Origin of the sequence: Phytobacter sp. RSE-02, assembly GCF_040578655.1 — a bacterium.
Classification (GTDB): domain Bacteria; phylum Pseudomonadota; class Gammaproteobacteria; order Enterobacterales; family Enterobacteriaceae; genus Phytobacter; species Phytobacter diazotrophicus.
In genome coordinates, this window is sequence record NZ_JBEULY010000002.1 from 475,611 (window position 1) to 501,185 (window position 25,575).

At 55.9% G+C, this 25,575-nt stretch carries 21 protein-coding genes; 8 read left to right on the forward strand and 13 right to left on the reverse strand.

Features of this window, described 5'->3' with window-relative positions; genetic code table 11:
- The first annotated feature begins 143 nt into the window (after window positions 1-143).
- Window positions 144-695, forward strand: coding sequence for a YbhB/YbcL family Raf kinase inhibitor-like protein (locus ABU190_RS05875; RefSeq protein ID WP_354690686.1), 552 nt, complete (start codon window positions 144-146; stop codon window positions 693-695).
- On the opposite strand, the gene ABU190_RS05880 is transcribed toward ABU190_RS05875, so the two are convergent.
- The 6 genes from ABU190_RS05880 to nasR all read right to left on the reverse strand — a co-directional run bounded on the left by ABU190_RS05880 (window position 672) and on the right by nasR (window position 11,687).
- Window positions 672-3,251 (reverse strand): nitrate reductase, encoded by a 2,580-nt coding sequence (locus tag ABU190_RS05880; protein WP_354690810.1) that lies wholly within the window; start codon window positions 3,249-3,251, stop codon window positions 672-674. The genes ABU190_RS05875 and ABU190_RS05880 overlap by 24 nt on opposite strands.
- Window positions 3,245-7,312, reverse strand: a complete 4,068-nt coding sequence (gene nirB / locus ABU190_RS05885) for a nitrite reductase large subunit NirB (protein WP_354690687.1) — start codon at window positions 7,310-7,312, stop codon at window positions 3,245-3,247. The genes ABU190_RS05880 and nirB overlap by 7 nt, the downstream gene beginning before the upstream one ends.
- A gap of 10 nt (window positions 7,313-7,322) precedes the next feature.
- Window positions 7,323-8,117: an ABC transporter ATP-binding protein gene (locus ABU190_RS05890; protein WP_296432869.1), complete on the reverse strand. Its 795-nt coding sequence runs from the start codon at window positions 8,115-8,117 to the stop codon at window positions 7,323-7,325.
- 1 nt (window position 8,118) lies between these two features.
- Window positions 8,119-9,000 (reverse strand): nitrate ABC transporter permease, encoded by an 882-nt coding sequence (ntrB, locus tag ABU190_RS05895; RefSeq protein WP_354690688.1) that lies wholly within the window; start codon window positions 8,998-9,000, stop codon window positions 8,119-8,121.
- Between the two features lies 1 nt (window position 9,001).
- Window positions 9,002-10,261, reverse strand: a complete 1,260-nt coding sequence (locus ABU190_RS05900; RefSeq protein WP_354690689.1) for a CmpA/NrtA family ABC transporter substrate-binding protein — start codon at window positions 10,259-10,261, stop codon at window positions 9,002-9,004.
- A 232-nt stretch (window positions 10,262-10,493) separates the two neighbouring features.
- Window positions 10,494-11,687 (reverse strand): nitrate regulatory protein NasR, encoded by a 1,194-nt coding sequence (gene nasR / locus ABU190_RS05905; protein WP_354690690.1) that lies wholly within the window; start codon window positions 11,685-11,687, stop codon window positions 10,494-10,496.
- A gap of 67 nt (window positions 11,688-11,754) precedes the next feature.
- On the opposite strand from nasR, the gene ABU190_RS05910 reads away from it, so the two are divergent.
- The 3 genes from ABU190_RS05910 (at window position 11,755) to ABU190_RS05920 (ending at window position 14,459) form a co-directional block, all read left to right on the forward strand.
- Window positions 11,755-12,108: a DsrE/DsrF/TusD sulfur relay family protein gene (locus ABU190_RS05910; RefSeq protein WP_039079186.1), complete on the forward strand. Its 354-nt coding sequence runs from the start codon at window positions 11,755-11,757 to the stop codon at window positions 12,106-12,108.
- Window positions 12,109-12,216: 108 nt separating this feature from the next.
- Window positions 12,217-14,001 carry a methyl-accepting chemotaxis protein gene (locus ABU190_RS05915; RefSeq protein WP_354690691.1) on the forward strand — a complete coding sequence of 595 codons (1,785 nt, stop codon included), beginning with the start codon at window positions 12,217-12,219 and terminating at the stop codon, window positions 13,999-14,001.
- Window positions 14,002-14,216: 215 nt separating this feature from the next.
- On the forward strand, window positions 14,217-14,459 hold the full coding sequence (locus ABU190_RS05920; RefSeq protein WP_039079188.1) for a DUF1883 domain-containing protein: 243 nt from the start codon (window positions 14,217-14,219) through the stop codon (window positions 14,457-14,459).
- A 13-nt stretch (window positions 14,460-14,472) separates the two neighbouring features.
- On the opposite strand, the gene ABU190_RS05925 is transcribed toward ABU190_RS05920, so the two are convergent.
- Window positions 14,473-15,168, reverse strand: coding sequence for a gamma-glutamylcyclotransferase (locus tag ABU190_RS05925; protein WP_039079189.1), 696 nt, complete (start codon window positions 15,166-15,168; stop codon window positions 14,473-14,475).
- Between the two features lie 178 nt (window positions 15,169-15,346).
- Window positions 15,347-15,577: a putative cation transport regulator ChaB gene (gene chaB, locus ABU190_RS05930; RefSeq protein WP_039079190.1), complete on the reverse strand. Its 231-nt coding sequence runs from the start codon at window positions 15,575-15,577 to the stop codon at window positions 15,347-15,349.
- A 269-nt stretch (window positions 15,578-15,846) separates the two neighbouring features.
- Between chaB and chaA the strand changes: the two genes are divergently transcribed.
- The 4 genes from chaA (at window position 15,847) to ABU190_RS05950 (ending at window position 21,383) form a co-directional block, all read left to right on the forward strand.
- Window positions 15,847-16,947 carry a sodium-potassium/proton antiporter ChaA gene (gene chaA / locus ABU190_RS05935; protein WP_039079191.1) on the forward strand — a complete coding sequence of 367 codons (1,101 nt, stop codon included), beginning with the start codon at window positions 15,847-15,849 and terminating at the stop codon, window positions 16,945-16,947.
- Window positions 16,948-17,219: 272 nt separating this feature from the next.
- Window positions 17,220-18,344 (forward strand): hypothetical protein, encoded by a 1,125-nt coding sequence (locus ABU190_RS05940; protein WP_354690692.1) that lies wholly within the window; start codon window positions 17,220-17,222, stop codon window positions 18,342-18,344.
- A gap of 10 nt (window positions 18,345-18,354) precedes the next feature.
- Complete coding sequence (locus ABU190_RS05945) at window positions 18,355-19,524, forward strand: hypothetical protein (RefSeq protein ID WP_354690693.1); 1,170 nt, start codon at window positions 18,355-18,357, stop codon at window positions 19,522-19,524.
- Window positions 19,521-21,383, forward strand: a complete 1,863-nt coding sequence (locus ABU190_RS05950; RefSeq protein ID WP_354690694.1) for a pYEATS domain-containing protein — start codon at window positions 19,521-19,523, stop codon at window positions 21,381-21,383. Before ABU190_RS05945 ends, ABU190_RS05950 begins: the two co-directional genes overlap by 4 nt.
- A 153-nt stretch (window positions 21,384-21,536) precedes the next feature.
- Here the strand turns inward: ABU190_RS05950 and kdsA are convergent, their stop codons facing one another.
- The 5 genes from kdsA to prfA are packed head-to-tail and all read right to left on the reverse strand — an operon-like array spanning window position 21,537 to window position 25,562.
- Window positions 21,537-22,391, reverse strand: a complete 855-nt coding sequence (gene kdsA / locus ABU190_RS05955) for a 3-deoxy-8-phosphooctulonate synthase (protein ID WP_039079195.1) — start codon at window positions 22,389-22,391, stop codon at window positions 21,537-21,539.
- A 37-nt stretch (window positions 22,392-22,428) separates the two neighbouring features.
- Window positions 22,429-23,238 (reverse strand): invasion regulator SirB1, encoded by an 810-nt coding sequence (sirB1, locus tag ABU190_RS05960; RefSeq protein ID WP_039079196.1) that lies wholly within the window; start codon window positions 23,236-23,238, stop codon window positions 22,429-22,431.
- Window positions 23,239-23,241: 3 nt separating this feature from the next.
- A complete protein-coding gene (gene sirB2, locus ABU190_RS05965; protein WP_039079197.1) occupies window positions 23,242-23,634 on the reverse strand; it encodes an invasion regulator SirB2 in 393 nt (130 codons plus the stop codon).
- Window positions 23,635-23,640: 6 nt separating this feature from the next.
- Entirely contained in the window at window positions 23,641-24,480 is an 840-nt protein-coding gene (gene prmC, locus ABU190_RS05970; RefSeq protein WP_354690695.1) for a peptide chain release factor N(5)-glutamine methyltransferase, read from the reverse strand.
- Window positions 24,480-25,562 carry a peptide chain release factor 1 gene (gene prfA / locus ABU190_RS05975; protein WP_039079199.1) on the reverse strand — a complete coding sequence of 361 codons (1,083 nt, stop codon included), beginning with the start codon at window positions 25,560-25,562 and terminating at the stop codon, window positions 24,480-24,482. Before prfA ends, prmC begins: the two co-directional genes overlap by 1 nt.
- Between the last annotated feature and the right edge of the window lie 13 nt (window positions 25,563-25,575).

The following is a 25,575-nucleotide window of genomic DNA, read 5'->3' on the forward strand; positions in this document are numbered from 1 at the left end:
CGGGCTGGAAATGATCGCCAGTCGTTCAGGTTAGCGGCTTTGCCCGACAATTTCAGCTTTTGCGCAAATTTCAGGAAAATCCTTAATCCTTCCCGTTTCGCCAGACTACAGTTAACTGAATGCTGATAACTGAGAAAAAGCGAATGACTCAGACACTACGATGGGCCATGTGCAGTTCCATTTTGTTGTATGCCGTGTCGGCCAGCGCCACCGACATTTTCCAACTGCAATCCCCTGCTTTTGGCGATAACGCGCTGATGGAGAAAAGATTTGCGGGCAACGCCGCCAGCAATCCTAACTGCACGGGAGAGAATATTTCCCCGGCGCTGGTGTGGAACAATCCGCCGGCAAAAACGCAAAGCTTCGCCCTGGTCGTGCATGACCCGGAAGGGGCGATGGGCCTTGGCGTTACGCATCTGGTGGCCTACAACATTCCCCCTTCCGGCACCGGTTTTGCCGAAAATGATCTGCGTGACGGCAAAGGCTATACCGGCGGTAAAAATACCCCCGGCACCGTGCAGTGGTATGGTCCTTGCCCTCCACCGGGTAGCGGCGCACACCACTACACCTTTACCCTGATTGCCACCAGCCTCCCACCGGACCTCCCCAAAGGATTAACCCGGGACGAGCTGTTTGCCAAACTCAAGGGCCACACCCTGGGCGCGGCAGGTTTAATTGGCCGCTTCGGACAGTAGCGCTTTTAATTCCGGCAGACAGGAGCCACAGTTTGTGCCGCAGCGCAGGACATTCCCCAGCGCTGCTGTGCTGTCGCATCCTGTGGCAATCGCGGCGCGAATCGCGTTTTCCCCCACGCTGTAACAGCTACAGACCGTGCGCCCCGGCACGGGTAAGCAGGACGGTGACTGCCCGGCTAACAGGCTATGCCGCGCCTGCGCCGTTGCTGGCGCGCTGATAAATGCCTGCACAATGACATCATGTGCAATAACCGGAAGCCGCGTATCACTCCACCACCCCAGCATCAATTGCCCGTGATGCCAGGCCAGTATATTTCTCACCGTACCGGCACGAAGAGTCTGCATCTGCCAACCTTGCGTCTGACACCATGCCGTCAGCCATGGCGACGCATCGCCATTGCCCGCCAGGGTGAAATGCAAAACGCTATCCGCCGCTTTGCGTACCCAGTAGAGATCGGCGGGGAGCGGCGGCATTTCACGCGCATAGAATTCGCCCTGCCAGTCTGGCTGCCAGGCGGCGATGCGCACCGCCGTTTGTTTGCTCTCCGGCTGCCCGGAATGCGGGTCGCACACCGGGGCCACCAGTGAGTTAACCTTCCCCTGACGCGCAAAGGCGTGGTTCCAGTGCATCGGCGTAAACAGTTCACCTTCCCGCTGGCCATGCTGAATACGCGCTCGTGCCACCATAACGCCGCGGGGAGAGCTTATATGTGCGAGGTCTCCCTCACTGAGTGCAAAACGGGCAGCATCCGCCGGGGAAATATCCACCACGGGTTCGGCAATGTGCTGCATCAACCGCGCAACGGTGCCAGTGCGGGTCATCGTATGCCACTGATCGCGGATCCGCCCGGTGTTAAGTAAAAGTGGATAGCGCGCCGTCGGTTGCGCCACTGCGCGTGCGGGCGATACAGGTACGGTGCGTAAACGCCCGGAAGGCCGCCAGCCGCGTTGTAATGCCTTCGGGGTCACGCTCCACTGGTAGGGTTCCAGTCTGTCCCACTGTTCGCGCGTTAACCCGGCCAGTTCACTGATATCAAACGCCCGCGTACCGTTGTTTTCGAAGCCGGAGAGCGCCGCATGTTCAGAAAACACCTCATGAGGATGCTGCCAGGCAAACGCGGAGCCAAAGCCGAGGCGCTGCGCGACCTGTGAGATTATCCACCAGTCAGCTTTTGCCTCGCCCGGCGGAGGTAAAAAGGGCCGCTGGCGTGAGATGCGTCGCTCGGAATTGGTCACTGTGCCATTTTTCTCCCCCCAGGCCAGCGCCGGGAAACGGATATGTGCGTAGCGGCTGGTGTCGGTCTGCGCCACCACCTCAGAGACAATCACCAGTGGACAGGCCGCCAGTGCGCGGCACACCGCATGGCTGTCCGGCAGCGAAACCGCCGGATTGGTGCCCATTATCCACACCGCTTTCACCTCGCCACGCCCGATGGCCTCAAACAGATCCACTGCCATCAGTCCCGGCGTTTGCGCCAGCCGCTCCGTCACCCAGAAACGTGCCAGCCGGGCAAGGTCTGCCGCTTCAAAATTCATGTGTGCCGCCAGTTGTGTCGCCAGACCGCCCACTTCGCGCCCGCCCATGGCATTCGGTTGTCCGGTCAGCGAAAACGGGCCGCATCCCGGACGGGCAAATTTGCCGCTGGCCAGATGCACATTCATGATGGCATTACACTTATCGCTGCCGCTCGATGACTGGTTAATTCCCATAGTGAACAGCGTCATTGCCCGTGGCGCGGTAATAAACCAGTCATAAAACATTGTGACAACGTCACGCGACAAATTACAGAATGACGCGACCACCTCTGGTGTCCACGCACGCGCGGCAGCCAGTGCGGCCTCGCTGTCATCAAAATCGACAATTGATTGATTTCCCTTCGCAATCATATTCAACAGGCCGACAAACAGCCCGGCGTCGCTCCCCGGCGCTAGCGGCAGATGGAGGTCGGCAATGTCACAGGTGGCGGTGACGCGCGGATCGATGACCACCACTTTTAGCGCCGGGTTATCATGCTTTGCCTGCACAATGCGCTGGTAGAGCACCGGATGGGTCCAGGCGGCATTCGACCCCACCAGCACCAGCAGATCGCTCTTTTCGATGTCTTCATAGCTGCACGGTACAACGTCTGCACCAAAGGCCCGCTTGTAGCCCGTGACGGCAGATGACATGCACAACCGTGAATTGGTGTCGATATTTGCCGCGCCGATAAAGCCTTTCATCAGCTTGTTGGCGGCATAGTAATCTTCGGTTAGCAACTGCCCGGAGGCATAAAACGCCACCGCTTGCGGACCAAATTCGCTGATGATGGCGTTCAGGCGTTCCCCGGCGGCATCCAGCGCCGCCTGCCAGCTTACCGTCTGCTCATCCACCTGCGGAGCCAGAAGCCGCCCCGCTAACCCGGTGGTTTCCCCCAGCGCCGCCCCTTTCACGCACAGCCGACCGGCGTTTGCCGGGTGCGCGCGGTCACCCGCCACGCTCACCCCATCGTCAGTGACGGTCGCAACTACGCCGCAGCCCACGCCGCAATACGGGCAGGTGGTGCGGGTACTCATGATGCCTCCGCGCGCATCAACAGGACCTGGTTGCCGACCCACACTTTGCCACCTTCAATTTTAACCGGCCAGGCGCGGACCGCCGGTTCACCGCTTTCCGCATAACAGCCGTCACGCAGGCGAATACGCTGCTTGTAGAGCGGCGAAATCACCAGCGGTTCACCGTTCGTGTCGCCTAAGATCCCGCGCGACAGCACCTGGGCGTGGCTGCCCGGTTCGTGGTTATCGAGCGCATAGATGGTTTCACCAAAGCGGAACAGCGCGATTTGCCGCTCACCCAGCCGTGCGCCAATCCCAGCCTGTTCAGGTATCGCGGCGATGTCGCAGATAACCTGCCATGGCCGCCACGGCAGTTGCCCTTCTGACTGCTCCGGTGCCGCCGCCAGTTGTGGCTGGTCACGGACAACCTCGCGGTGAACGGTTTCGTCCGGCACGTCGCTGTTAACAAACGAGCGGAACAGCGCCAGACGGTCAGGATCGTTAAGCGTGGTCTGCCACTCGCACTGATAGCTGTCCACCACCCGCGCCATCTCTTCTTCCAGCTCAGTGGCAATCTCAAGACTGTCGTTCAGGATCACATCGCGCAAATAGTCGATGCCGCCCTCCAGGTTATCCAGCCAGGTACTGGTGCGTTGCAGGCGGTCAGCCGTGCGGATGTAGAACATCAGAAAACGATCAACGGTGCGGATCAGCGTGGCCTCATCCAAATCGCTGGCAAACAGATCCGCATGACGTGGCTTCATGCCGCCGTTACCGCACACATAGAGATTCCAGCCTTTCTCCGTGGCGATCACCCCCACATCTTTCCCCTGCGCTTCCGCACACTCGCGGGTACAGCCGGACACCGCCATTTTTATCTTATGCGGCGCACGCAGCCCTTTGTATCGATGCTCCAGGGTGACCGCCAACCCGGTGGAGTCCTGCACACCATAGCGGCACCAGGTCGAACCAACGCAGGATTTCACCGTGCGCAATGACTTGCCGTAGGCGTGCCCGGTTTCAAACCCTGCATCGACCAGCTCCTGCCAGATGGCCGGAAGCTGCTCCAGACGGGCGCCAAAGAGATCGATACGCTGGCCGCCGGTGACTTTGCTATAAAGCTGGTAGCGTTTGGCGATCTGCCCGATAGCAATCAGGCCATCCGGCGTGACCTCTCCGGCGGGCATCCGCGGCACAATGGAATAGGTCCCGTCTTTCTGGATGTTGGCGAAATAACGGTCATTGGTATCCTGCAGCGGCAGGTGCGCCGGTTTGAGCAGATACTCATTCCAGCAGGAGGCCAGAATCGACCCGACCAGCGGCTTACACACCTCGCAGCCCTGCCCGTGACCATAACGGCTGATTAACTGTGCGAAAGTACGGATATGGTTGACGCGCACCAGATGGTGGATCTCCTGGCGCGAGTACGGGAAGTGTTCGCAGATGTCTTTTCTCACTTCCACGCCCTGCGACGCCAGTTGGTGTTCCATGACCTGTTTGACCAACGCGCTGCAACCGCCGCAACCGGTGGCCGCTTTGGTACAACTTTTGATGGCGCCCATGTCGCTGGCGCCCGCGCTGACCGCCTGGCAAATATCGCCTTTGCTGACGTTATGACAGGAGCAAATCTGCGCGCTGTCCGGCAAGGCCGCCACGCCGAGCGCTTTTGGCGCACTGCCAGCAAGCGCAGGCAGGATCAGGCTTTCCGGTTGTGCTGGCAGCGCCAGCCCGTTGAGCATGGTTTGTAGCAGCGTCGCATAGTCGCTGGCTTCCCCCACCAGTACGCCGCCGAGCAGTTGTTTACCGTCTTCACTGACCACGATTTTTTTATAGATTTGCGCCGGGCCGTCGGTCCACTGATAACTCAGGCAGCCGGGTGTGCGCCCGTGGGCATCGCCGAACGACGCCACATCAACGCCAAGCAATTTCAGCTTTGTGCTCATATCCGCACCGGTAAACGCCGCCGCTTCGCCGCTGAGATGCGCCGCCACGACACGCGCCATCTGATATCCCGGCGCCACCAGACCATAGACTTTGCCCTCCCACACCGCACATTCGCCGATGGCGAAGATGTTTTCATCCGAGGTCTGGCACTGTTCATTAATGGTGATCCCGCCGCGTTCCCCCAGGTCCAACGCCCCGCTGCGGGCAAGCGCATCCTGTGGGCGAATGCCGGCGGAGAACACCACCATGTCGGTCGTCAGGCTCTCACCATCGGCAAAGTTGAGGGTGAGCGTGTCGCCATTCGCCACGATTTCCCGGGTCGCCTTGCTGGTATGAACCTGCACCCCGAGCGCGGTGATTTTCTTGCGCAGCATAGCGCCGCCCTGTTCATCCAACTGAACGGCCATCAGCGCCGGGGCGAACTCCACCACGTGGGTTTCCAGCCCCAGTTGTTTTAACGCATTCGCCGCTTCCAGCCCCAGCAGCCCGCCGCCAATCACGACGCCACGCGTGGCGTTTTTCGCACGCGCGGCAATCTCATCCAGGTCATCCAGGGTGCGATAGACAAAACAGCCACGGGCATCATGCCCCGGAACCGGCGGCACAAACGGGTATGAACCGGTCGCCAGCACCAGTTTATCCCAGCGCGTTTCATGCCCCCGGGCATCCCGCACCACCTGTAACGCGCGGTCGATATCGGTAATGGTCTGGTTGAGACGCAGCTCAATGCCGTACTGGTCGAAAAAATCCCCCTCAACCATGGAGAGCGACTGCGCGCTGCGTCCGGCAAAGTACTCGGATAAATGCACGCGATCGTAGGCGGCATAACGCTCCGCGCCGAATACCACGATGTGATAGGCCTGATGCAGGTTGCGGCTCACGCACTGTTCTAAAAAATGGTGTCCGACCATACCGTGTCCAACCACAACCAGAGTAGGTTTTGTCATCTTTGGGATCCCGGCAGCCGCTGGCTGCGCTGTAAAGCTGTCAAAAAGCCAGCCCGCCTGCGGCGGTTCCGGCGTATTTAATCGTTCTGTGAGTGCAGCCGCACTGGCACAATCGCCCAGCAGCAGTACGCCGCACAGTCTGTTTTCCCGCACCAGCAGGCGACGGTAATGGCCGCTAAGGGGATCGAAGCTGGTCCAGATGTCATCGCCATCACGCGCCTGCACCTCCCCGGCACTGAACAGGTCGATGTCGGTCACTTTCAGTCGCAGCCCGCCCGCCTGCCAGTGAAAGTCTGCCTCAGGCGTGCCGAGCAGACGCGCAGCGAGAATCTCCGCCTGCTGCAAACAAGGGGCCAGCAGTCCCCAGGTTTGTCCGGCAATTTCACAGCATTCACCGAGGGCGCTCACCCCGGCGACCGCACTGCGCAACTGTCCGTCCACCACGATGCCACGGGCACAGGGAATACCGCTGGCCTGGGCAAGGGATATCGCGGGGCGCACGCCGGTGGTCATTACCACGCGGCCTGCCGACAAAACGCGGCCGTTGGTCAGCGTGACGCTATCGGGTGTAATACAGCGGATGCTGGCAGAGAGTTCGCAGTCAATGCCGCGCTCACGCAGATGCGCTGCCAGCAGCCCCCCGGCTTGTGCGTCAAGCTGCTGCTCCATAAGCCATTCGCCGCGGTTTACCAACGTGACGTTGTCACCGTGACGGCGCAGCGCCGCAGCCGCTTCAACCCCCAGTACGCCACCGCCGAGGACAACCACCGACCCACTGCCTGCCAGAATGGCCTGCACATCGCTGATACGGCGAAAGCCATGGACATGCGGTAAGTCGTGGCCCGGTACGGGCGGGATAAAGGGCGTCGATCCGGTGGCAAACACCAGTTCATCCCAGGTCAACTCGCGCTGGGTGGTAATGACCCGACGCGCCGACACATCAACCTGGGTGACCGTCTCCCCCGTCAGTACCCTGATGCCGCGCGCTTTGTACCACTGCGCGTCATGCAGGACGGTGTCGCTGAACGCTTTCTCTGCACCCAGCACCGGTGATAACTGGATGCGGTTATAGGCATGGCCCGGCTCGTCGCCAATCATCGTGATGGCATAGCGGTCGGCAGCCGATTCGCTGAGTTTTTCGACAAGGCGGGTGGCCGCCATGCCGTTGCCAATGATTAACAGTCGCAGGGTCATCTCACTCACCTCAGGCCGCTTTCGGCTGTTTTTCATAGAGGAAATGGAGGATCTGCTGGCGCAGGTGGTGATAACGGCTGTCATCAGCCAGTTGCACCCGGTTACGCGGGCGCGGCAGATTGACGTCGAGGATTTCACCGACGGTTGCCGCCGGGCCGTTGGTCATCATCAGTACCCGGTCAGAGAGCAATACCGCCTCGTCCACATCATGGGTGATCAGCACGATGGTGGTGTTCAGCGACTGCTGGATCTGCATGACCGCATCCTGCAGGTGGGCGCGGGTTAACGCATCAAGCGCGCCAAAAGGTTCATCCATCAGCAGCACTTTGGGTTTCATGGCAAGAGCTCGGGCAATGCCGACACGTTGCTTCATCCCGCCGGAAATTTCCCCCGGACGTTTGTGCAGCGCATGACCCATTTGTACCCGCTCCAGATTGTGCTCAATCCACTCGCGGCGCTCCGCTTTGTGCATGGTGCGACGGAACACCTGATCCACCGCCAGCGCCACGTTGTCAAAACAGGTCAGCCACGGCAATAAAGAGTGGTTCTGGAACACGACCGCGCGCTCGGGGCCAGGTCCCGCTATCTCCCGGTTATCGCACAGCAAACCGCCTTCGGTTGGGAGCGTGATACCGGCAATCAAATTCAGTAAGGTCGATTTCCCACAGCCCGAATGACCAATCAGGCTGACCGTTTCCCCTTCATGAATATCGAATGAGACATTTTGCAACGCCACAAACTCACCGCCCGTGGTTGAAAAGCGCTGGCTCACCGCCTGCACCTGGATAATGGGTTTTTTGCTCATCTTATTTCTCCTGCCAGCTAAAGCGACGCGCCACCAGCATCAGCCCCTGCTCAAGCAGCAGGCCGACCACACCGATGATGACAATGGCGATTAAAATGTTTTCCACATTGAGGTTGTTCCATTCGTTCCAGATCCAAAAACCGATCCCCAGGCCGCCGGTGAGCATTTCCGCGGCGACAATCACCAGCCAGGCGATGCCGATCGACAAGCGGACGCCGGTGAGCACGGCGGGCAACACCGCCGGGAACAAAATGCGGCGCATGACCGTCCATTCGGACAACTGCAGAACGCGGGCCACGTTGAGGTAATCTTGCGGAATGCGGCGCACCCCTTCGGCGGTATTAATCACCATCGGCCAGATGGAACAGATGAAAATGGTCCAGCTTGATGCCGGTTCCGCTTTCTGGAAAAGCAGCAGGCCAATCGGTAACCATGCCAGTGGGCTGACCGGGCGCAGCAGTGCAATCAGCGGGTTGAACATCCGCGCCAGAAAGATAAAGCGGCCAATCATAAAACCCAGCGGGATCCCCACCAGCGCCGCCAGACCAAAACCGATGGCGACGCGCTGCAATGAAGCCAGTACGTTCCAGCCGATCCCCATGTCATTCGGCCCATCCCGATAGAACGGGTCGGCAAATAGCGTCATTGCCGAATCCAGCGTGCTGAGCGGGGTGGGAAAGCCTTTGCTGTTGATTGCCGCCAGTTCCCAGGCGATAAGCAGCAGCCCAAGCCCCAGCAGCGCGGGAACGACACGTTCGGCTACCGCGCGAGTTTTGCGCGACAAGGTGGGCTTACGGGTGCGGACTTTTACCGGAGGCAGCGTAATCACTTCGCCAGGTATGGACGGCGGCGTAACGCGCTGTGTGTTCTGTTGATGTTTCATATCAGGCCCCTGTTCGTTGAATGTCGAAGCGTCTGGCGTATTGCTCCGGGTCGGTACCGTCCCAGCGCGTACCATCCATCAGTGTGCTGGTTCGCATGGTCTGCGCAGGCGGCGTAATGCCCCCGATAGCCGTGGCGGCATCTTTCCAGATATCGATACGGTTAATGCGCCCGGCGATGGCGGCATAATCCGGTGCGCTTTTCAGCAGCCCCCAGCGGCGAAACTGGGTTAAAAACCACATGCCGTCGGAGTGCCATGGGTAGCTCACCTGGCCGTCATTGAAAAAGCGGATAGCGTGCGCGTCCTGCCAGCGCTTGCCCGCACCGTTGTCGTATTCACCGAGCATGCGCCCGGTCAGATACTGCTCTTTGGTGTTAAGCCACGCCCGACGCGCGAGGATGCGGGCGGTTTCCCGGCGGTTATCATCGGAAGCATCAATCCAGCGGGATGCCTCCATCACCGCACAGACCAGCGCACGGGCGGTGTGTGGGTTTTGTTCGACCCAGGCGCTGCGCGTGCCGAGAATTTTTTCCGGATGATCCGGCCACACGGACTGGCTGGTCGCAGCGGTAAATCCGATGCGGTCATTAATGGCGCGGGCGTTCCACGGTTCACCCACGCAAAAACCAACCATGTTGCCGATCCGCATGTTCATCACCATTTGCGGCGGCGGCACGACCACCGTGCGAATGTCGGTAAAGGGGTTGATGCCCGCGCTCGCCAGCCAGTAATAGAGCCACATGGCGTGAGTGCCGGTCGGGAAGGTATGGGCAAAGGTGTATGTTCCGGGGGCGCTCTGCCCAATCAGTTTTTTCAGGCTCTCGCCATCGGTGACGCCTTTATCCAGCAGGTCGCTGGAAAGGGTGATCCCCTGCCCGTTCTGGTTAAGGGTCATCAGGTTGGCCATCGACTGGGTTTTCCCGGCGATCCCGAGTTCCAGGCCGTACAGCAAGCCATAAAGCACGTGCGCGGCGTCCAGTTCGCCGGAGACCAGTTTGTCGCGCACCGCCGCCCAACTGGCCTCTTTGGTGGGCACCAGGGTGATGCCGTACTTTTTATCGAACCCTTTCAGGGCAGCAATGACCAGCGGCGCGCAATCGGTCAGCGGAATAAACCCGACACGAACAGTAGTCAGTTCCGGTTTGTCGGAACCCGCCGCCCATGCTGCCTGCATCAGGCCGGGCATCAGCATCGCACCGCCCAGTGCGGCTCCTGCCTGTAGAAAACGCCTGCGCGTTAGTGAAACCGATGAATCGCCCATACCCACTCCCGAAGTAAAAAAAAAGCGCCCGTCGATGCTTTCGCACCAATGGACGCCTTTATCCGTATGGTCAGTGAACCGCCGTTGGTTCCCCGCCACAAATGTATTCATTTACACACTTAACAATGCAACCACTATGCCAGGTTACAAGCCGCTGTTTTTCGTGCTTTTCACCTGTTTTCAGGATGTTTTCGCACTGCACATGTGCAGGGAATGCCCGCAGAATGTGCAACTACTCCTTAGGTGTTAGAGACCATAACGCCCGTACAGTGAGCAGCGCGCGGGCGATTTCAACCATGCGCTGATTCTTGTCCATAGCCATTTTGCGCAGACATTGCCAGGCCTGCTCTTCGCTCATGTTCTGGTGATTCATCAGGATATTTTTCGCTTTATCAATCAGCGTGCGTTCCTCCAGAGAATCCTGTAGCGACGCCAGTTGCGCACTAAGTTGCTCCAGTTCACGGGCTTGCTGGCGCACCAGGGGTAAGAGCTGTTTGTCGAGCCGCGCGGAAAGGCGGTCGCTCGTCGTTTCCTCAATCCAGCTACTGACATTAAAGTCGTCGTCTTCCTCCAGCATGGTCGCTGTCGTATGCATCAGTTCATTGATCAGCAACTCTTCCAGCGCACGCAGATGTTCCAGCCTCTGGGTTTGCAGTGCGAACCAGCGTAGCGCCCCTTCGCCGCCGTCTGCGGGGGGCACGCGGGTGCAGGCCTGACGGCGGAGCTGTTCAATCTCCAGCCCGGCGGTACATTCGCGGGCAAATATCGCACTGACATCAGGCGCCGCGAGCGACAGGAAGGCCTCAAAACAGGGTTGCTGACCATCAATGCGGTCCACCAGCGACTGGCGCAATGCATCGCTAAACGCCGCCTGGGTAAACCCAATCGCCCCCAGCGCGCGCTCTTGCCCTACCAGCTCTTTTCCCTGCATAAAACTGTAGAGGGCCACCAGATGTTTAACGATTCTGGGATCATCAACGCTGTCGTTAAGCTGCGGGATAATGCTCAGCAGATGGCTAATGGTACGGCTGAACTGCGCCATCGCCTGCTCTGCCGTAATACGCTGGGTTTTTATTTGTTCGCGTAACTGTGGAAGTTGTTCCAGACACCCAACAGCGGCGGCAATACGGTGGCATAATGCGCTACTGGCAAGTGGCCTGAGCGTGGCGAGTAACGGTAAAAACGGGGTGATGTTCTCATCGGCAAGGGCGCTGCTGGCACGACATTCCAGCGCGTAAAGCTGCCCTTTTGAACACAGCCAGATATTCGATGCGCCGCGTTCGCACTGCAACATATGGGTCAGATGGCTGATTTTTCCCGCCAGCACGCCAAGCTGGGTGAGCTGGTAAAGCTGTTGTTTCTGGACCTGACGCGCATAGCGAAACCAGTCGGTGGCGTCGGGTGTCGCATCAGTATAATTATTCATGCTTACTCTCCGTGGCTGTCTGCTGGAGAGTAATAAGCAATAACCATGCCCTATCGAAGGAGTGAAGATGCAAAAGATCGTGATTGTCGCCAACGGCGCGGCGTACGGCAGTGAATCCTTATTTAACAGTCTGCGTCTGGCCATCGCCCTGCGCGAGCAAGAAGCCGACCTCGATTTACGCCTGTTTTTAATGTCCGATGCGGTGACCGCCGGGCTGCGTGGGCAAAAACCCGCCGAGGGGTACAATATTCAGCAAATGCTGGAAATCCTTACTGCGCAAAATGTACCGGTGAAATTGTGTAAGACCTGCACCGACGGGCGCGGTATCACGACGTTGCCCTTAGTGGATGGCGTGGCGATTGGCACCCTGGTCGAACTGGCGCAGTGGACGCTGGCGGCAGACAAAGTGCTGACCTTTTAATATTCACCATTCTTTAATACTTTTTTCTTATGGGTGCCTCTCTGGCATCAAGTTTGCCTGCTGTGCTGCCGATAGGCATTAAAGACAACACAGCAGGTACTCATAAATATGTTCAGGTCAATTCGCGCTCGTATCATTGCGGCGACGGCGGGCTGTCTCGCTATTGCTCTTCTTCTTAACACCGTTATTAACTACCAGGTAACCAGCCAGCATAATCAGGACGCTCAGCAAGACATCCTCACCAGCACCAGCTCCAGCCATAGCCTCGCTATCAGCGACTGGGTCAGCAGTAAAACGACCGCCATCTCCTCTCTCCAGAAAGTCGCCCTAACCGATGACCCCGTTCCGGTGTTCACCCAGATTGCTCAGGCCGCCGGCTTTATCAACGTCTATGTGGGGTACGCCAGTAAAACGGCCAAATTCTCAAACCCGGACGGTGTGCCTGCAGATTATGATCCGACCATTCGTCCCTGGTATCAGCAGGCCGCCAAAGCGGATGCTCCGATAGTCACCGCACCTTATGTCGATGCAGGCAGCGGGAAACTGGTGGTCACCTTCGCGGTACCAGTCAAAGAAAACGGTACGCTTAAAGCGGTGGTCGCAGGTGATGTGTCAATGGACAGCGTGGTGGCCAACGTCCAGGGTATTAAACCCACCCCAAACAGCAGCGGACTGTTACTGAACAGTGATGGCAGCGTGATTGCCGCCAACGATGGCAAACTGACGCTGAAACCGTTTGGCGAAGCCATCAGGGAAGTGCAATTTGCCGATCTGCAAGCGGGTAAACCGCTCACGGGCCTCTTTGCCGGTGCGGAAAAAGCGTTTCTTGCCACCAAAGTGAACGGCACCAACTGGCTGCTGGTTGTCGCTCTGGACAGCGCAGACGCCACTGCGGGCCTGCGCGCGCAATTAAAAGCCTCAGCCGTTTCGCTGATTGTACTGGTCGTGCTGGCGGGTGCCCTCATGCACTGGATTGTCGCCACTATGCTCAAGCGCCTGATCACCATTCGTGACGCGATGAACGCGATTAGCAGCGGCACAGATGACCTGTCGCAGCGCTTGCCGGAGCAGGGTAACGATGAAGTAGCGCAAATCGCCCATGCATTTAACGCCTTTAGCGACAAACTCGCCGTGGTGATGGTTAAACTGCGCGATTCCAGCCACTCTGTTCAGCAGGCGGCACAAGAGATTGCGACAGGCAACCAGGATCTGTCAGGGCGTACCGAACAGGCCGCCTCCAGCCTGCGCGAGACCGCCAGTGCCGTCGAGCAGATTACCGCCTCCGTCGCCCAGTCCACCGATTCCGCCGCTCAGGCCAACGAACAGGCGCACAGCGCCTCTGAGGCGGCGTCACGCGGCGGCAAAGTAGTATCGCAGGCCATTTCAACCATGCAGACAATCGAAGTGGCGTCGGCCAAAATCGGGGATATTACCAGCGTGATTGACGGGATCGCTTTCCAGACCAATATCCTGGCGCTGAACGCCTCGGTCGAAGCAGCACGTGCAGGCGAGCAAGGGCGTGGTTTCGCGGTTGTTGCCGGCGAGGTGCGCAACCTTGCCAGTCGCAGCGCGCAGGCGGCGAAAGAGATTAAGTCGTTGATTGATTCGACAACAGACAGCGTGGCAACGGGTTCCCGCTACGTGCGTCTGGCCGGGGAAAGCATGGGGGAAATTGTCTCCAGCATCGACAGCGTATCGGTCATTATGCGTGAAATCACCGTCGCCACGAACGAGCAGATGAAAGGTATCCAGGAAATTAACCATGCGGTCATCGATCTGGACCGGATGGTGCAGCAAAACGCCGAACTGGTGATCCAGTCAGCCGCCGCCGCAGGCGCGTTGCAGGAACAAGCGGGCGAGCTTGCTGAAACTGCGGGTCATTTCCGCATTTAATCTTCTGTCGGCGCGTTTTTCCCCGAATTTAACGCGCCGACATAATCCCCCGCCGAATTTTGTCATTATTGTTTAATCGTTACGCCATTTTTTGATCAAAGTCAGCATCTGAACCCCTTCCCTTTGGTGTTATGCAATGAGTGAATTGTGAACAAAATCACGCACGGGATTTTCCCGCAGGGAGTGCGTTGTCGATATATACGGGGTTTAAAACAATGGCGTTGGTAAAAACAAGTTTGAAGTTATTTGGTGGGGATACAGTGGTAGTACGTTGTTCTGAGAGCTGCCATATCCATCTGATGAGCGAAAAGAGTCAGGCCGCAAGTCAGACTGATGTGTTAAGCGTTCAGGATCGTGCCAGTGCGTATCTGGCGGTTCCTTACAGCGGCATCTGGAATGTGCTGATCGATAGCCACAGCCAGTCGCTGGAACATTCCATTAGTTACGTTCCAGCATAAGTTAGCATCACACTCAGGCAAAACCAGGTTGCATCTCCGGACCTGGTTTTTCTCCCTCCAGCAGCAGACGCACTCTTCCCACCAGCTCGTTGAGGCAATCATCCTGCATACCCAGTTTGATCAGCTCTTGTTCCAGCGAGAACAGATATTGCGCGTTGGTACCCAGCGGGCCACTCGCTGAGGCAATAAGCGGCGCAATGGTCTGCGCGCGGGTATCGGACTCATAAAGCGGATGGCGCGGGTCCATGATGAATACCAGCGCATTTACCGTACGGCCGTCGTCAAGCTCCAGCTTGCGCCAGCTTGGCAGGTAGCAGCCGGTGATCATCTCGCGTTTCCACAACAGAGAAAGCTCTTCGTGTAGGGTCGATTCTGCCAGGCGATAGGCCACACCGGTGGTGCGCCCGCCCTCTTTTAGTGCAAGCATACGTCCGGGCTGGCAGGCGCTGCCGCGTCCCGCTGTCAGACGTAAACAAAATGCGCGGTGCCAGCCGGGAAGCGTACCGGTACAGGACTCGTCATATTCCAGCGCCGGGTTCCACATCAGCGAACCGTAACCAAAAATCCATACCGGGCCGTCATCCGGGCGGCAAGCCAGCGTCGCCGCAAGCGATGCTGCTCGTTGCTCCGCCGACCATAACAGCGATTCCTCAATGTCTCCAAACGCCGTTTTACAATCTGCCTTCATCAAGAAATCACGCGTCAACATCTCTTTCTACCTCCGCCACTGCCTGCTTCCTTGCGACGACTTTACTGCTGCCTTCCTGGCGCTTTTCAATGACGATATGCAATTCACAGGCCGTTTTCAAGTGAACTCTATAGGGCGTAAGGCGAAGGGCGATTAATCATGTTGGCAATATAAAAATGCGGCTCACTATTTCAGAGGGTTATCGCTTTTTATGCCATTTATCATCGTCACCCTTTTCATAATCATTTTTTACCGCCGCCCAGGCCACGCGATGCGCGGTCTCTTCCCGGCTGGCATCACCGCGGCGGTCGTCTTTATCCTTATATTGCTCCCAGGCACTATTAAAGGCTTCTTTATAGATTTCCTGTGCGTGGGCAGGCAGGACATGTTGCACGCTGTCGGGTAAGTCTGATTTCGTTTTATAGGGCATCGTGTATACCTCCTTAAGCAAAAACTTAAGTCTGGTTTATTCTTCCCGTCTTATCCAACCGATTTTGATTTTCGACAAAACCCCAATGGCATTACATTGTTAATTAACTCTATTTTCCCTTAAAGCTTTATAAATATTCATCTCAAAACAGAAAATTCGCATGACGTAAAAAAGCGTAAAAAAGGGATAATGAAAGGCGAATGTTTGTTATTTTATGCGCCCTGAATTTCTTTCTATAATTACAAATACCTGCTGGTTGGAGATCAACAATGACAACAACGCACGAGGCGGTTAAAACCCGCCACAAGGAGACTTCGCTCATTTTCCCGGTTCTGGCACTGGCAGCCCTGCTTTATTGGGGAAACAGTCAGTCGCTGCCAGTGATAATCGGAATGAATGCTCTGGCCCTGGTGGGGATTCTTGCCAGCGCATTTAGCGTCGTACGCCACGCCGATGTTTTGGCCCACCGTCTCGGTGAACCCTATGGCTCATTAATTTTAAGCCTTTCTGTCGTTATTCTTGAAGTGAGTCTGATTTCTGCGTTAATGGCGACCGGCGATGCTGCGCCAACGCTCATGCGCGACACACTTTATTCCATCATTATGATCGTCAGCGGTGGTCTGGTTGGCTTCTCGTTATTGCTCGGTGGGCGGAAATTTGCCACGCAATATGTGAACCTGTTCGGCATCAAACAATATATGATTGCCCTTTTCCCGCTGGCCATTATTGTGCTGGTCTTCCCGGTGGCCTTAGAAGGCGGCAATTTCACGACCGGACAATCATTACTGGTGGCCCTTATTTCTGCCGCTATGTATGGCGTATTCCTGCTGATTCAAACGAAAACGCATCAGAGTCTGTTCGTTTATGAGCACGAAGATGACGGCGACGATGATGACCCACACCACGGCAAACCGTCGGCGCACAGCAGCGGCTGGCATACCGTCTGGCTGCTGGTCCATCTGATTGCCGTTATTGCGGTCACCAAGATGAATGCCAATCCGCTGGAAAATCTGCTGACGGAAATGAATGCACCTGTTGCCTTTACCGGCTTCCTGGTTGCGCTGTTGATTCTCTCTCCCGAAGGATTAGGCGCCCTGAAAGCGGTATTAAATAATCAGGTGCAGCGCGCAATGAACCTGTTCTTCGGCTCAGTCCTGGCGACCATTTCGTTGACCGTACCGGTTGTCACGCTGATTGCCTGGGTGACCGGGAATGATTTGATGTTTGGCCTGGGCAAACCGGAGCTGGTGGTGATGCTGGCGTCATTGATGCTGTGCCATATTTCGTTTTCAACGGGTCGCACCAATGTCCTTAACGGCGCCGCGCATCTGGCACTGTTTGCGGCTTATTTGATGACGATTTTTGCCTGATATTCAGTCGCATTTGCCCGACGGAATATACCCCGATGTAAACTATTTCAACAGGGGCGGAGAGGATCAGCCATACTCTCCGTCTTTTCCTATCCGATAGCAGGTATAAGCCCCTTTATTATCTCCTTTATAAAAACCCCGATTTTTATATTGCTTTACCGTTGCGCTTAGCTACGCTTTTTAAAGTTGAGCGTGGTAAGTGGTGCTTCACGGTGAAGGCCCGGCATAAGGACACTCAGGACCCCCTTTATAACAAGATATGGGGAATAAACATGCCGCAACTCGTTTTTGTCCATGGTGTCGCAACGCGTGCAGACGCTGATTACGCACTCGCGGTTGCTAACCGCAATACGTTCTATCGGGAATTGGTTTTTGACGGTAACCCCGTCGACATCTATTCGCCGATGTGGGGAACCTTTGTCGCCCCCATTCCACCCGAGGTATTTCAGACCAATACGGATATTGCCACCTTCTCACTAAATCTCCCCTTGTTAACCGGTCTTGATGGCGGGTTCGGGAGCACGGGCGGTAAGACGTCTGATTTGTCCATCGTCGCACTAGGGCAGCAAGACCCTATTGCTGCGCTTGATGCAATTTGTTCAGAAATTGCAGACAAGGCCATGAGCCAAAAACGTCCGCTGTCAGGTGAGGAACTTCAGGCGTTTCGCAATGCATTTGCGCTCATTGCGTCAGAGCAAAGTGCCAGCCTGTTTCCTGCGGATGCGACTGCGCAAAGTGTTAGTGACCGGCTGAAAGAAGGCGTCGACGGTACTTTCAGTATTGGAGGTGCGATCAGTAATGCGATTTCTGCAGTAACAGGACGTATCTCCAATGCGGCATCAACGCTGGGGTTTGATGCTGTACGTGGAAGTCTCAGCCCCGCCATCGGTCTGTTTATGGGAGATGTTTTTGTCTATCTCAAAGAGGGCAAAACGCGAAATGCCATTCAGGATGTTGTACGTGGCGACCTTATGCGCGCTTATAGTGCGAAGAAAGCCGCTAAAGGCCCGCTGATCGTGGTCGGACACAGTATGGGAGGAGTGATCCTCACCGATATGTTGACCGACCCGGAAGCCGCCGGATTACCCAAGGATATTGAAGTTGATGCGCTCTTCACGGTGGGCTCGCAACCCGGTCTTTTTGCCGCACTCGGTGTCCTGTCTTCTAACCTTCCTGCCGGGTCGCCTCGCCGCCGACCGGATTGCGTTAAGCACTGGTTCAATGTCTTCGATCCGATCGATCCCCTGGCCTTCCGTGCCGACATGATTTATGCGGGAGCAGAAGACGTGATGTTCAATTCTGTGGCCGGCATTACTGATACGCACTCGAAATATTTCCAGCGTCCGCAGTTTTACGCACGGACCCGGGCGCGACTTAAAGCGTCTGGTATTTTATGAGGGACAGACAATGACGCTACTTTTGGATCGTCACGTTATTGGCCCGAAGACACACGCGTTTGTTGTCGGTGTGGGAAATTATCCCTTCGCCCGCGCCGGACAAGGTGTTGACGCTGACTTACGCTCGGTCCCTCCCTTACCGAGCGCCGCAGATAGCGCAAAACTTGTCTGCGACTGGTTACTCGATAATCAAGATCGCCTTGCCGCGCCGCTGGCAACACTCGATGTATTGATTTCCGATCCACCCGCCACAGCAAATCGCTACCCATGGACCGCTGCGGTGCCTGTTGACCCCGCAACAGAGTTAAACGTCTCTACACGCGGACTGGCCTGGTATCAGCGGTTATGCATACAGCCGGGCGATGTGGCTTTTTTTTATTGCTGTGGCCACGGTGCATCGCATTTGCAGCAACCGGTGCTCTTTTTGGAGGACTTGAACCACGATATCACCAATGTCTGGTCGCACATCAATCTCGGGCAGCTTTCGACCGCATTAAGAAAAAACCAGACGATTTCCGCTGCGTTTTTATTTTCCGATGCATGCGGCCAATTTGTTTCTAAATTCGAACTGAGACCTCAGGCGCAGCCTTGTCTGTTTTATCCTGAGCCGGATCTTTTTGCCGTGAGCCGTAATCAGGTCTCCTTGCTCTGTGCGGCCTCGGAGGGGCAACTGGCCTATGAAGGGACGGATGCCGCTGGTAGTAACCGTAAATTTGGGCGCTTTACGCAAACATGTCTGAAAGGGCTGAGCGGCTCCTCTGCACGCTATTCCCGCTCAGGTTGGGGAGTCAATAGCCGCGATTTGCAGAGTGATCTCAAATCATTGCGGCGAATTTATTTTGAACACTGGCGAGATAATGAACCTTTCGACCCCTATTTTGCTGTAACCCAGAGCGATCCCACGCCCTTTGTCTATCCACAGAACTTTGAGCTGCCCCTGGTGGTCATGACCGATCCACCAGAGCGAATGCCCAATTTTGATTTCGCCATTAGTCAGCGGGATGAACCTTCACCGCCCTGGTTGAAAAACAAAGAGACGCGTGATGCATTGCCCTGGTGTACAACCGTACCTCCGGGAATTAACGCACTTTATGCCATTGCGATAGACGGTACAGGCCATTTCTCACAGCTTTTTCAACCTAAAGAGCCTCTCTTCGAACAGTGGGTGACCGTCCCATGAAAACAACGCTTAATTTCGTGGCACCGCGTGACCTTTCCATTGGCACGATTCGCATTCAAAACAAAGATCGATTTCTCGCCGACTGGATTGCCACACCCAATAACCGCACCTTCTCATCAGAAAATATCAGTCCCGGCATTTATTGGGCCGACATTGCACCTGCGGGTATGGCACCGCAATCGGTTATTTTTTATGTAGAAGCGGGAAAAACGAACAACGTTATCTTGCCCACTTTTTCCGCCCTCCTGTCTTCGGGAAGCAAAACCACTTTCTTTAATTCGATAAAGCAGCAGACTGAGACAAAAATTCCACCATGGTTTACCTCAGATATAACAGCCCTTCCCTTGTATAAGGAATGGGGATCTTCCGGTGCAGCGCCTGTGTCAGAGATGATTAAAACGCTGCCCGTTGCGGTTTCTCCAGACAAAAGACGTATTTCGCTCGGTCTGTCCGAGGAACAAGGCGGACGAGAAACGTTTACTCTCTTTCGCGGCGAATCAAAGATGGAAATATTTTCCGGGCGGCTTGAACTCCAGATACCGGACGCGCCCGATCGCGACCCCTGGCTGGGTCATCGGGTGCGGTTAACGGCAGCCATCGAAAAAGTGAGGATTGAGCGTTGTTTGTTGCCGCTGTATCAAGGTGGTACGTTGATTACGGTAGTGGCACCTCCGTTTGCCCCGGAAGATCTTGAGCTTAGCATTACACCTGCCGCCCCCCGATTACGCGCGCTGTTACGTGCACTGGATGCAGGAACCTCGGCAGAGGTTCAGGCTGTCAGGGATAACATCATTCGCAAAGATAATGTCACTGTATTATTCACAGATCCCTGGGCCGCAATACTTATTGGTCTTCTGTCGATACGATTTCCGCAGTTGTTTGCGCAGCAAGATGCTTTCCCGATCATATCGCTCAAGGAACGAGCCGCATGGGCGTTTGATACCCATGTAATTATTGCCAGCAAATCTCTTTCTGCGGCGCAGGAAAAAGGTTCACAAGAGCAACATCACGCCGTCTCGCAGGCAATTCTGAGCCTTGCAAAGGCACAAACGGCAGGTTCGCCCTACTACCGCTATACCAATCAATTATTCAATGAACTGTTGTCAGGTATTGCTAATTACATCAAAACCAATAGGGAAGCCATCCAGCCTGCGATAGTACGCACCTTTGAACGACTTAATATACGCTGGCACCGTGAGCTACCACTCCAACGTGGTGTCGGCCCAACATTTAGCTGGCTTGCACGCGATTTAGATGCTCTGAAAAAGTACAACATTCTCACGCCAAACCGGACCCCTTCTGGTCGTCTTCCCACGCATAACACTTTTGTGATCTTTCAAGGCGAAATCAGCGCCGGAAAAATCACCCTGTCACGATCGAGCCCAAAAAGCGTGAGATCCCCTCGACTGGCGCCTCCGCAAAGCGTTTTGGAAACAGCATTTACTTTTTTCGGCCAATTGCCGCCAGAACACTCACCGGAACTTCCCGCCTTTTCTCGTCCTGTTATCTTCCCGGACGATCCCAATAAAGGGCGCTTTGGTAGCCAGCCAGAGAATAACGGGTTCTTGTTGAAAGTGGAGTTCGAAGAGACGAAAAGACGTCATTGGGGGACGGTCATTCTTACCGTAGAGGCGCAACGTTCAGCGGATATCGGCATCGGCGACTTTGCCTGGTTCTCGTTGCATCCAACCTTTTCTCCCTCGCTCATCAAAGTGGCGTTCCGCGGACGACGCGCACAGCTTCGTCTGCAAGCATGGGGAGGGTTTACGGCGGGGATCTGGATACCTAAGAATAATGTTGAACTGGAGTGCGATCTCAGCAGTCTCGATAAGGCTCCCGATGCCATTAAATCGCGGTGAGAGTGATACAAAACAGGCTGCGGGCTGTTAAAACAGGCATAGCTACCAACCCGACTGAGGCAATCTGACACATGAAAGATTGCCCGGAGCTATGCCTGTTTTGTTACTCGCCGTTCGGTTGACGAAATGTCACCTTAAGACGCTTTGCTCCGATTACTTGCTGGTATCAAGCTCATCGAAGCTTTTCACCAGATCATCAATCGCTTTGATCTGTTTCAGGAACGGCTCCAGTTTATCCAGCGGCAGTGCGGACGGACCATCGCATTTCGCGTTGGCTGGATCCGGGTGCGCCTCAATAAACAGACCGGCCAGGCCTGTCGCCATACCCGCGCGCGCCAGCTCAGCAACCTGGGCACGACGGCCGCCAGACGCGGCGCCAAACGGGTCGCGGCACTGCAATGCGTGCGTTACATCGAAAATGACTGGCGAGTTGCCAGAGACGTTTTTCATCACGCTAAAGCCGAGCATATCAACAACCAGGTTGTCGTAACCGAAGTTGCTGCCACGGTCGCACAGGATAACTTTATCGTTACCGCCTTCATGGAATTTATCCACGATATTACCCATCTGGCCAGGGCTTACGAACTGCGGTTTTTTCACGTTAATGACGGCGCCGGTTTTCGCCATCGCTTCGACCAGGTCGGTCTGACGCGCCAGAAATGCCGGTAACTGAATCACGTCAACCACGTCAGCGACGGGCTGAGCCTGGCTGGCTTCGTGAACATCGGTGATCACTTTCACGCCGAACGTCTGTTTCAGCTCCTGGAAAATTTTCATCCCTTCTTCCAGGCCCGGCCCACGGTAAGACTTGATGGAGGAACGGTTGGCTTTGTCAAAAGAGGCTTTGAACACGTACGGAATACCCAGTTTCTGGGTAACAGTCACGTAGTGCTCACAAATACGCATCGCGAGGTCGCGGGACTCCAGCACGTTCATACCGCCAAACAGAACAAACGGCAGATCGTTCGCGACATTGATATCGCCAATGCTAACCACTTTTTGTGTCATATAATTCCCTTATCAAGATTCAGTCTATTAATTCAGTTTAGTGCAGTGTAATTTGCTTGTGCGAAATGGTGTTGATTTGCGCACGGATCATCTCGCTGATGGGATCCTCAGGACACTGCTCTACGAAGTAATTCAGATCGTGCAGCGCAACATGATCGCACTCGAGTTGCGCATAAATTAAGCCACGATCGCGGATCTCATACGGGTCTTCCGGGTTAAACTGCAACAAGGCTTCACTGGCACGCAAAGCCAGTTCCATTTGTTGCTCTTCCATCAACGCCGATTTCAAAGTATCGAGCAGTTTACGGATAACTTCCGCGTTATCTGCCTCGTCGAGATCCTCATTAAACAACTCAGCCACAGGGCTGATGTTACCCTTAAGCCAGACGTCCAGCGTATGCTCGTCCAGCGTGTCGCCATTAAAGGGATTGATCAGCCACATTTCCCCATCCAGCCACTCAGCGCGCAGAATGAGCTGCGTCGGGAAAATCACCGGCATCAGCGGAATGTCCAGATGCCCGGCAACCCATAACAGAATGGCGCCCAGTGACACCGCGCTACCCTGACGGTTTTGCAGGACTTTATCCAGCCACAACGCATCCGACAGACGGTACACACCGCGGGTGTCTTTAAAACCCCATTCGCCGTAAAACAGCTCAAGGAGTTTCTCCAGTTGCAAGTCCTGCGGTTGAGCCTCACTTATTTCTTCACGCGCCAGACGGATCAGACGCTCAAGTTCGTCGTGCACGAACTGCGAGGGAAAATCATCACGAATCAATTCAGATATCAGGATCATTCCATCGCACAATGGTGCTTTGTTAAATTCGAAATCGGCTAACGACCGCATGTCTTACCCCAGTATCGGTATCTTTGTGGCGGCGAGTTTAATGATGATGTACAGCACCACCAGCCCCAGCAAAAACGCAATAAACCCCGTTTGCTGGCTGCGCGGACGATGTCGTCCCAGCGCAATGAAACCCAAAACGATGTAGATGATAACGCCAAACAGCTTTTCCGTCAGCCATGCGCCATTAGCAGTAAATGGGATATAGCGCGTTACAACGATAAGCCCGAGGCCGCTGAGCAATAACAGCGTGTCCACTGCATGGGGCACAACCCGCACCCAGCGCGCCTGTGCGCGAGGATCGCCCGTAAAGCGCCACCAGTATCGCAGCACAAACAGGCTAATGGTCAGAACCACCGTGGTCAAATGCAGGCTTATCAGAAATGTGAACGCACTCATTCCCTGTTACTCCTGTAGCGCCAGGCACCCGAGCGTCAGACGCTCGTTATCACCATAGTCCCGGCAGGTTTCCACCTGCACATATCCTTGTTCGCCAAACAGCGCACGTACCGCTTCACCCTGCTGCCAGCCATGTTCCAGTAGCAGCCAGCCACCAGGGCGCAAAAAGCGCCTTGATTGTGCGATTATCCACGCGAGATCCGCAAGTCCTTCTTGTGCCGCAACCAGTGCGGAACGCGGCTCGAAACGCACATCCCCCAGGGCAAGATGAGGGTCCTGCTCATCAATATAAGGCGGATTGCTGACAATCAGGTCGAACTGCTGCCCTTCCAGGGCGCTGAACCAGTGGCTGGTCAGCACCGAAACGTTCGTTATTCCTAAATGTTCTACGTTACGCAGAGCCAGGGCGACGGCATCCGGCATGACGTCGACCGCCGTAATCTGGCAATCCGGACGTTCACTGGCCAGCGCCAGCGCGATAGCGCCGGTGCCGGTGCCCAGATCGAGGATCAGGCACGGTTGTTCCGGCAGACGGTTCAGCGCCTGTTCAACCAGACATTCGGTATCCGGGCGTGGAATCAACGTCGCAGGCGAAACAAACAGCGGCAACGACCAGAACTCGCGTACCCCCACAAGATGCGCGACCGGCTCACCCTGTTCACGACGGGCCAGCAGATCATCAAGCCGCGCAAGCTCAGTGTCCGAAAGCGCAGTTTCCCCGAAAGCAAGAATAAAGGTGCGCGCTTTTCCGGTCACAAAGCCCAGCAAAATCTCCGCATCCCGGCGCGGGCTTTCGCTGTGCGAAAGTCGATTTATCGCGTGACGTAACCAGTGTTGATAGTCCATCAATCCTGTCCGGCGAGCGCTGCCAGTTGGTCGGCCTGGTATTCCTGCACAATCGGCTCAATCAGCATATCCAGCTTTCCTTCCATCACCTCGTCCAGACGGTAGACTGTCAGGTTGATGCGGTGATCGGTCACACGTCCCTGCGGGAAATTATAGGTGCGGTTACGATCGCTGCGATCGCCGCTACCCAACAGATTTCGACGCGTTGAGGCTTCCGCCTGCTGGCGTTTGGCAATTTCCGCCGCGCGAATGCGCGAACCCAGAACGGCCAGTGCTTTAGCTTTGTTTTTATGCTGAGAACGTTCGTCCTGGCACTCCACCACGATGCCTGTCGGCAAGTGGGTAATACGAATCGCGGAGTCGGTGGTGTTAACGTGCTGCCCACCCGCGCCGGATGAACGGAAGGTATCAATGCGCAGATCGCCAGGGTTGATGTCCGGCAGTTCGGCTTCCGGCAATTCTGGCATTACCGCAACGGTACAGGCAGAGGTATGGATACGCCCCTGAGATTCGGTTGCCGGAACACGCTGTACGCGATGGCCGCCGGACTCAAATTTCAGCCGTCCGTAAACGCCTTCGCCGCTCACTTTCGCGATGATCTCTTTATAGCCACCATGCTCGCCCTCATTGGCGCTCATGATCTCTACACGCCAGCGACGTGACTCGGCATAGCGGGTATACATACGGAACAGATCGCCTGCGAATAACGCCGCTTCATCGCCGCCTGTCCCGGCACGCACTTCCAGGAAGGCGCTGCGCTCATCGTCAGGATCTTTAGGCAGCAAAAGAATTTGCAGATGCTGTTCCAGTTGTTCGCTTTTTTCTTTTGCATCGCGTAACTCTTCCTGCGCCATATCGCGCATTTCCGGGTCATCGAGCATCATTTGTGCGGTTTCGATATCTTCCTGAATCTGTTGCCAGTCAGTAAAACAGCGCGATACGTCGCTTAGTTGCGCATACTCCCTGGATAAGGCGCGGAATCGCTCCTGATCGGCGATGGTTTGCGCGTCACCCAACAGCGCCTGAACTTCTTCATGACGCTCGTGTAGGGCTTCCAGTTTGGCAACGATAGAAGGCTTCATAGGCGTAAATGCA

Bases quoted from the DNA above. Each gene is read 5' to 3' on its own strand.
- ABU190_RS05875 (WP_354690686.1), top strand. From the start codon at position 144: ATGACTCAGACACTACGATGGGCCATGTGCAGTTCCATTTTGTTGTAT.
- nirB (WP_354690687.1), bottom strand. From the start codon at position 7,312: ATGACCCTGCGACTGTTAATCATTGGCAACGGCATGGCGGCCACCCGC.
- ABU190_RS05890 (WP_296432869.1), bottom strand. From the start codon at position 8,117: ATGAGCAAAAAACCCATTATCCAGGTGCAGGCGGTGAGCCAGCGCTTT.
- ntrB (WP_354690688.1), bottom strand. From the start codon at position 9,000: ATGAAACATCAACAGAACACACAGCGCGTTACGCCGCCGTCCATACCT.
- ABU190_RS05900 (WP_354690689.1), bottom strand. From the start codon at position 10,261: ATGGGCGATTCATCGGTTTCACTAACGCGCAGGCGTTTTCTACAGGCA.
- nasR (WP_354690690.1), bottom strand. From the start codon at position 11,687: ATGAATAATTATACTGATGCGACACCCGACGCCACCGACTGGTTTCGC.
- ABU190_RS05910 (WP_039079186.1), top strand. From the start codon at position 11,755: ATGCAAAAGATCGTGATTGTCGCCAACGGCGCGGCGTACGGCAGTGAA.
- ABU190_RS05915 (WP_354690691.1), top strand. From the start codon at position 12,217: ATGTTCAGGTCAATTCGCGCTCGTATCATTGCGGCGACGGCGGGCTGT.
- ABU190_RS05920 (WP_039079188.1), top strand. From the start codon at position 14,217: ATGGCGTTGGTAAAAACAAGTTTGAAGTTATTTGGTGGGGATACAGTG.
- ABU190_RS05925 (WP_039079189.1), bottom strand. From the start codon at position 15,168: ATGTTGACGCGTGATTTCTTGATGAAGGCAGATTGTAAAACGGCGTTT.
- chaB (WP_039079190.1), bottom strand. From the start codon at position 15,577: ATGCCCTATAAAACGAAATCAGACTTACCCGACAGCGTGCAACATGTC.
- chaA (WP_039079191.1), top strand. From the start codon at position 15,847: ATGACAACAACGCACGAGGCGGTTAAAACCCGCCACAAGGAGACTTCG.
- ABU190_RS05940 (WP_354690692.1), top strand. From the start codon at position 17,220: ATGCCGCAACTCGTTTTTGTCCATGGTGTCGCAACGCGTGCAGACGCT.
- ABU190_RS05945 (WP_354690693.1), top strand. From the start codon at position 18,355: ATGACGCTACTTTTGGATCGTCACGTTATTGGCCCGAAGACACACGCG.
- ABU190_RS05950 (WP_354690694.1), top strand. From the start codon at position 19,521: ATGAAAACAACGCTTAATTTCGTGGCACCGCGTGACCTTTCCATTGGC.
- kdsA (WP_039079195.1), bottom strand. From the start codon at position 22,391: ATGACACAAAAAGTGGTTAGCATTGGCGATATCAATGTCGCGAACGAT.
- sirB1 (WP_039079196.1), bottom strand. From the start codon at position 23,238: ATGCGGTCGTTAGCCGATTTCGAATTTAACAAAGCACCATTGTGCGAT.
- sirB2 (WP_039079197.1), bottom strand. From the start codon at position 23,634: ATGAGTGCGTTCACATTTCTGATAAGCCTGCATTTGACCACGGTGGTT.
- prmC (WP_354690695.1), bottom strand. From the start codon at position 24,480: ATGGACTATCAACACTGGTTACGTCACGCGATAAATCGACTTTCGCAC.
- prfA (WP_039079199.1), bottom strand. From the start codon at position 25,562: ATGAAGCCTTCTATCGTTGCCAAACTGGAAGCCCTACACGAGCGTCAT.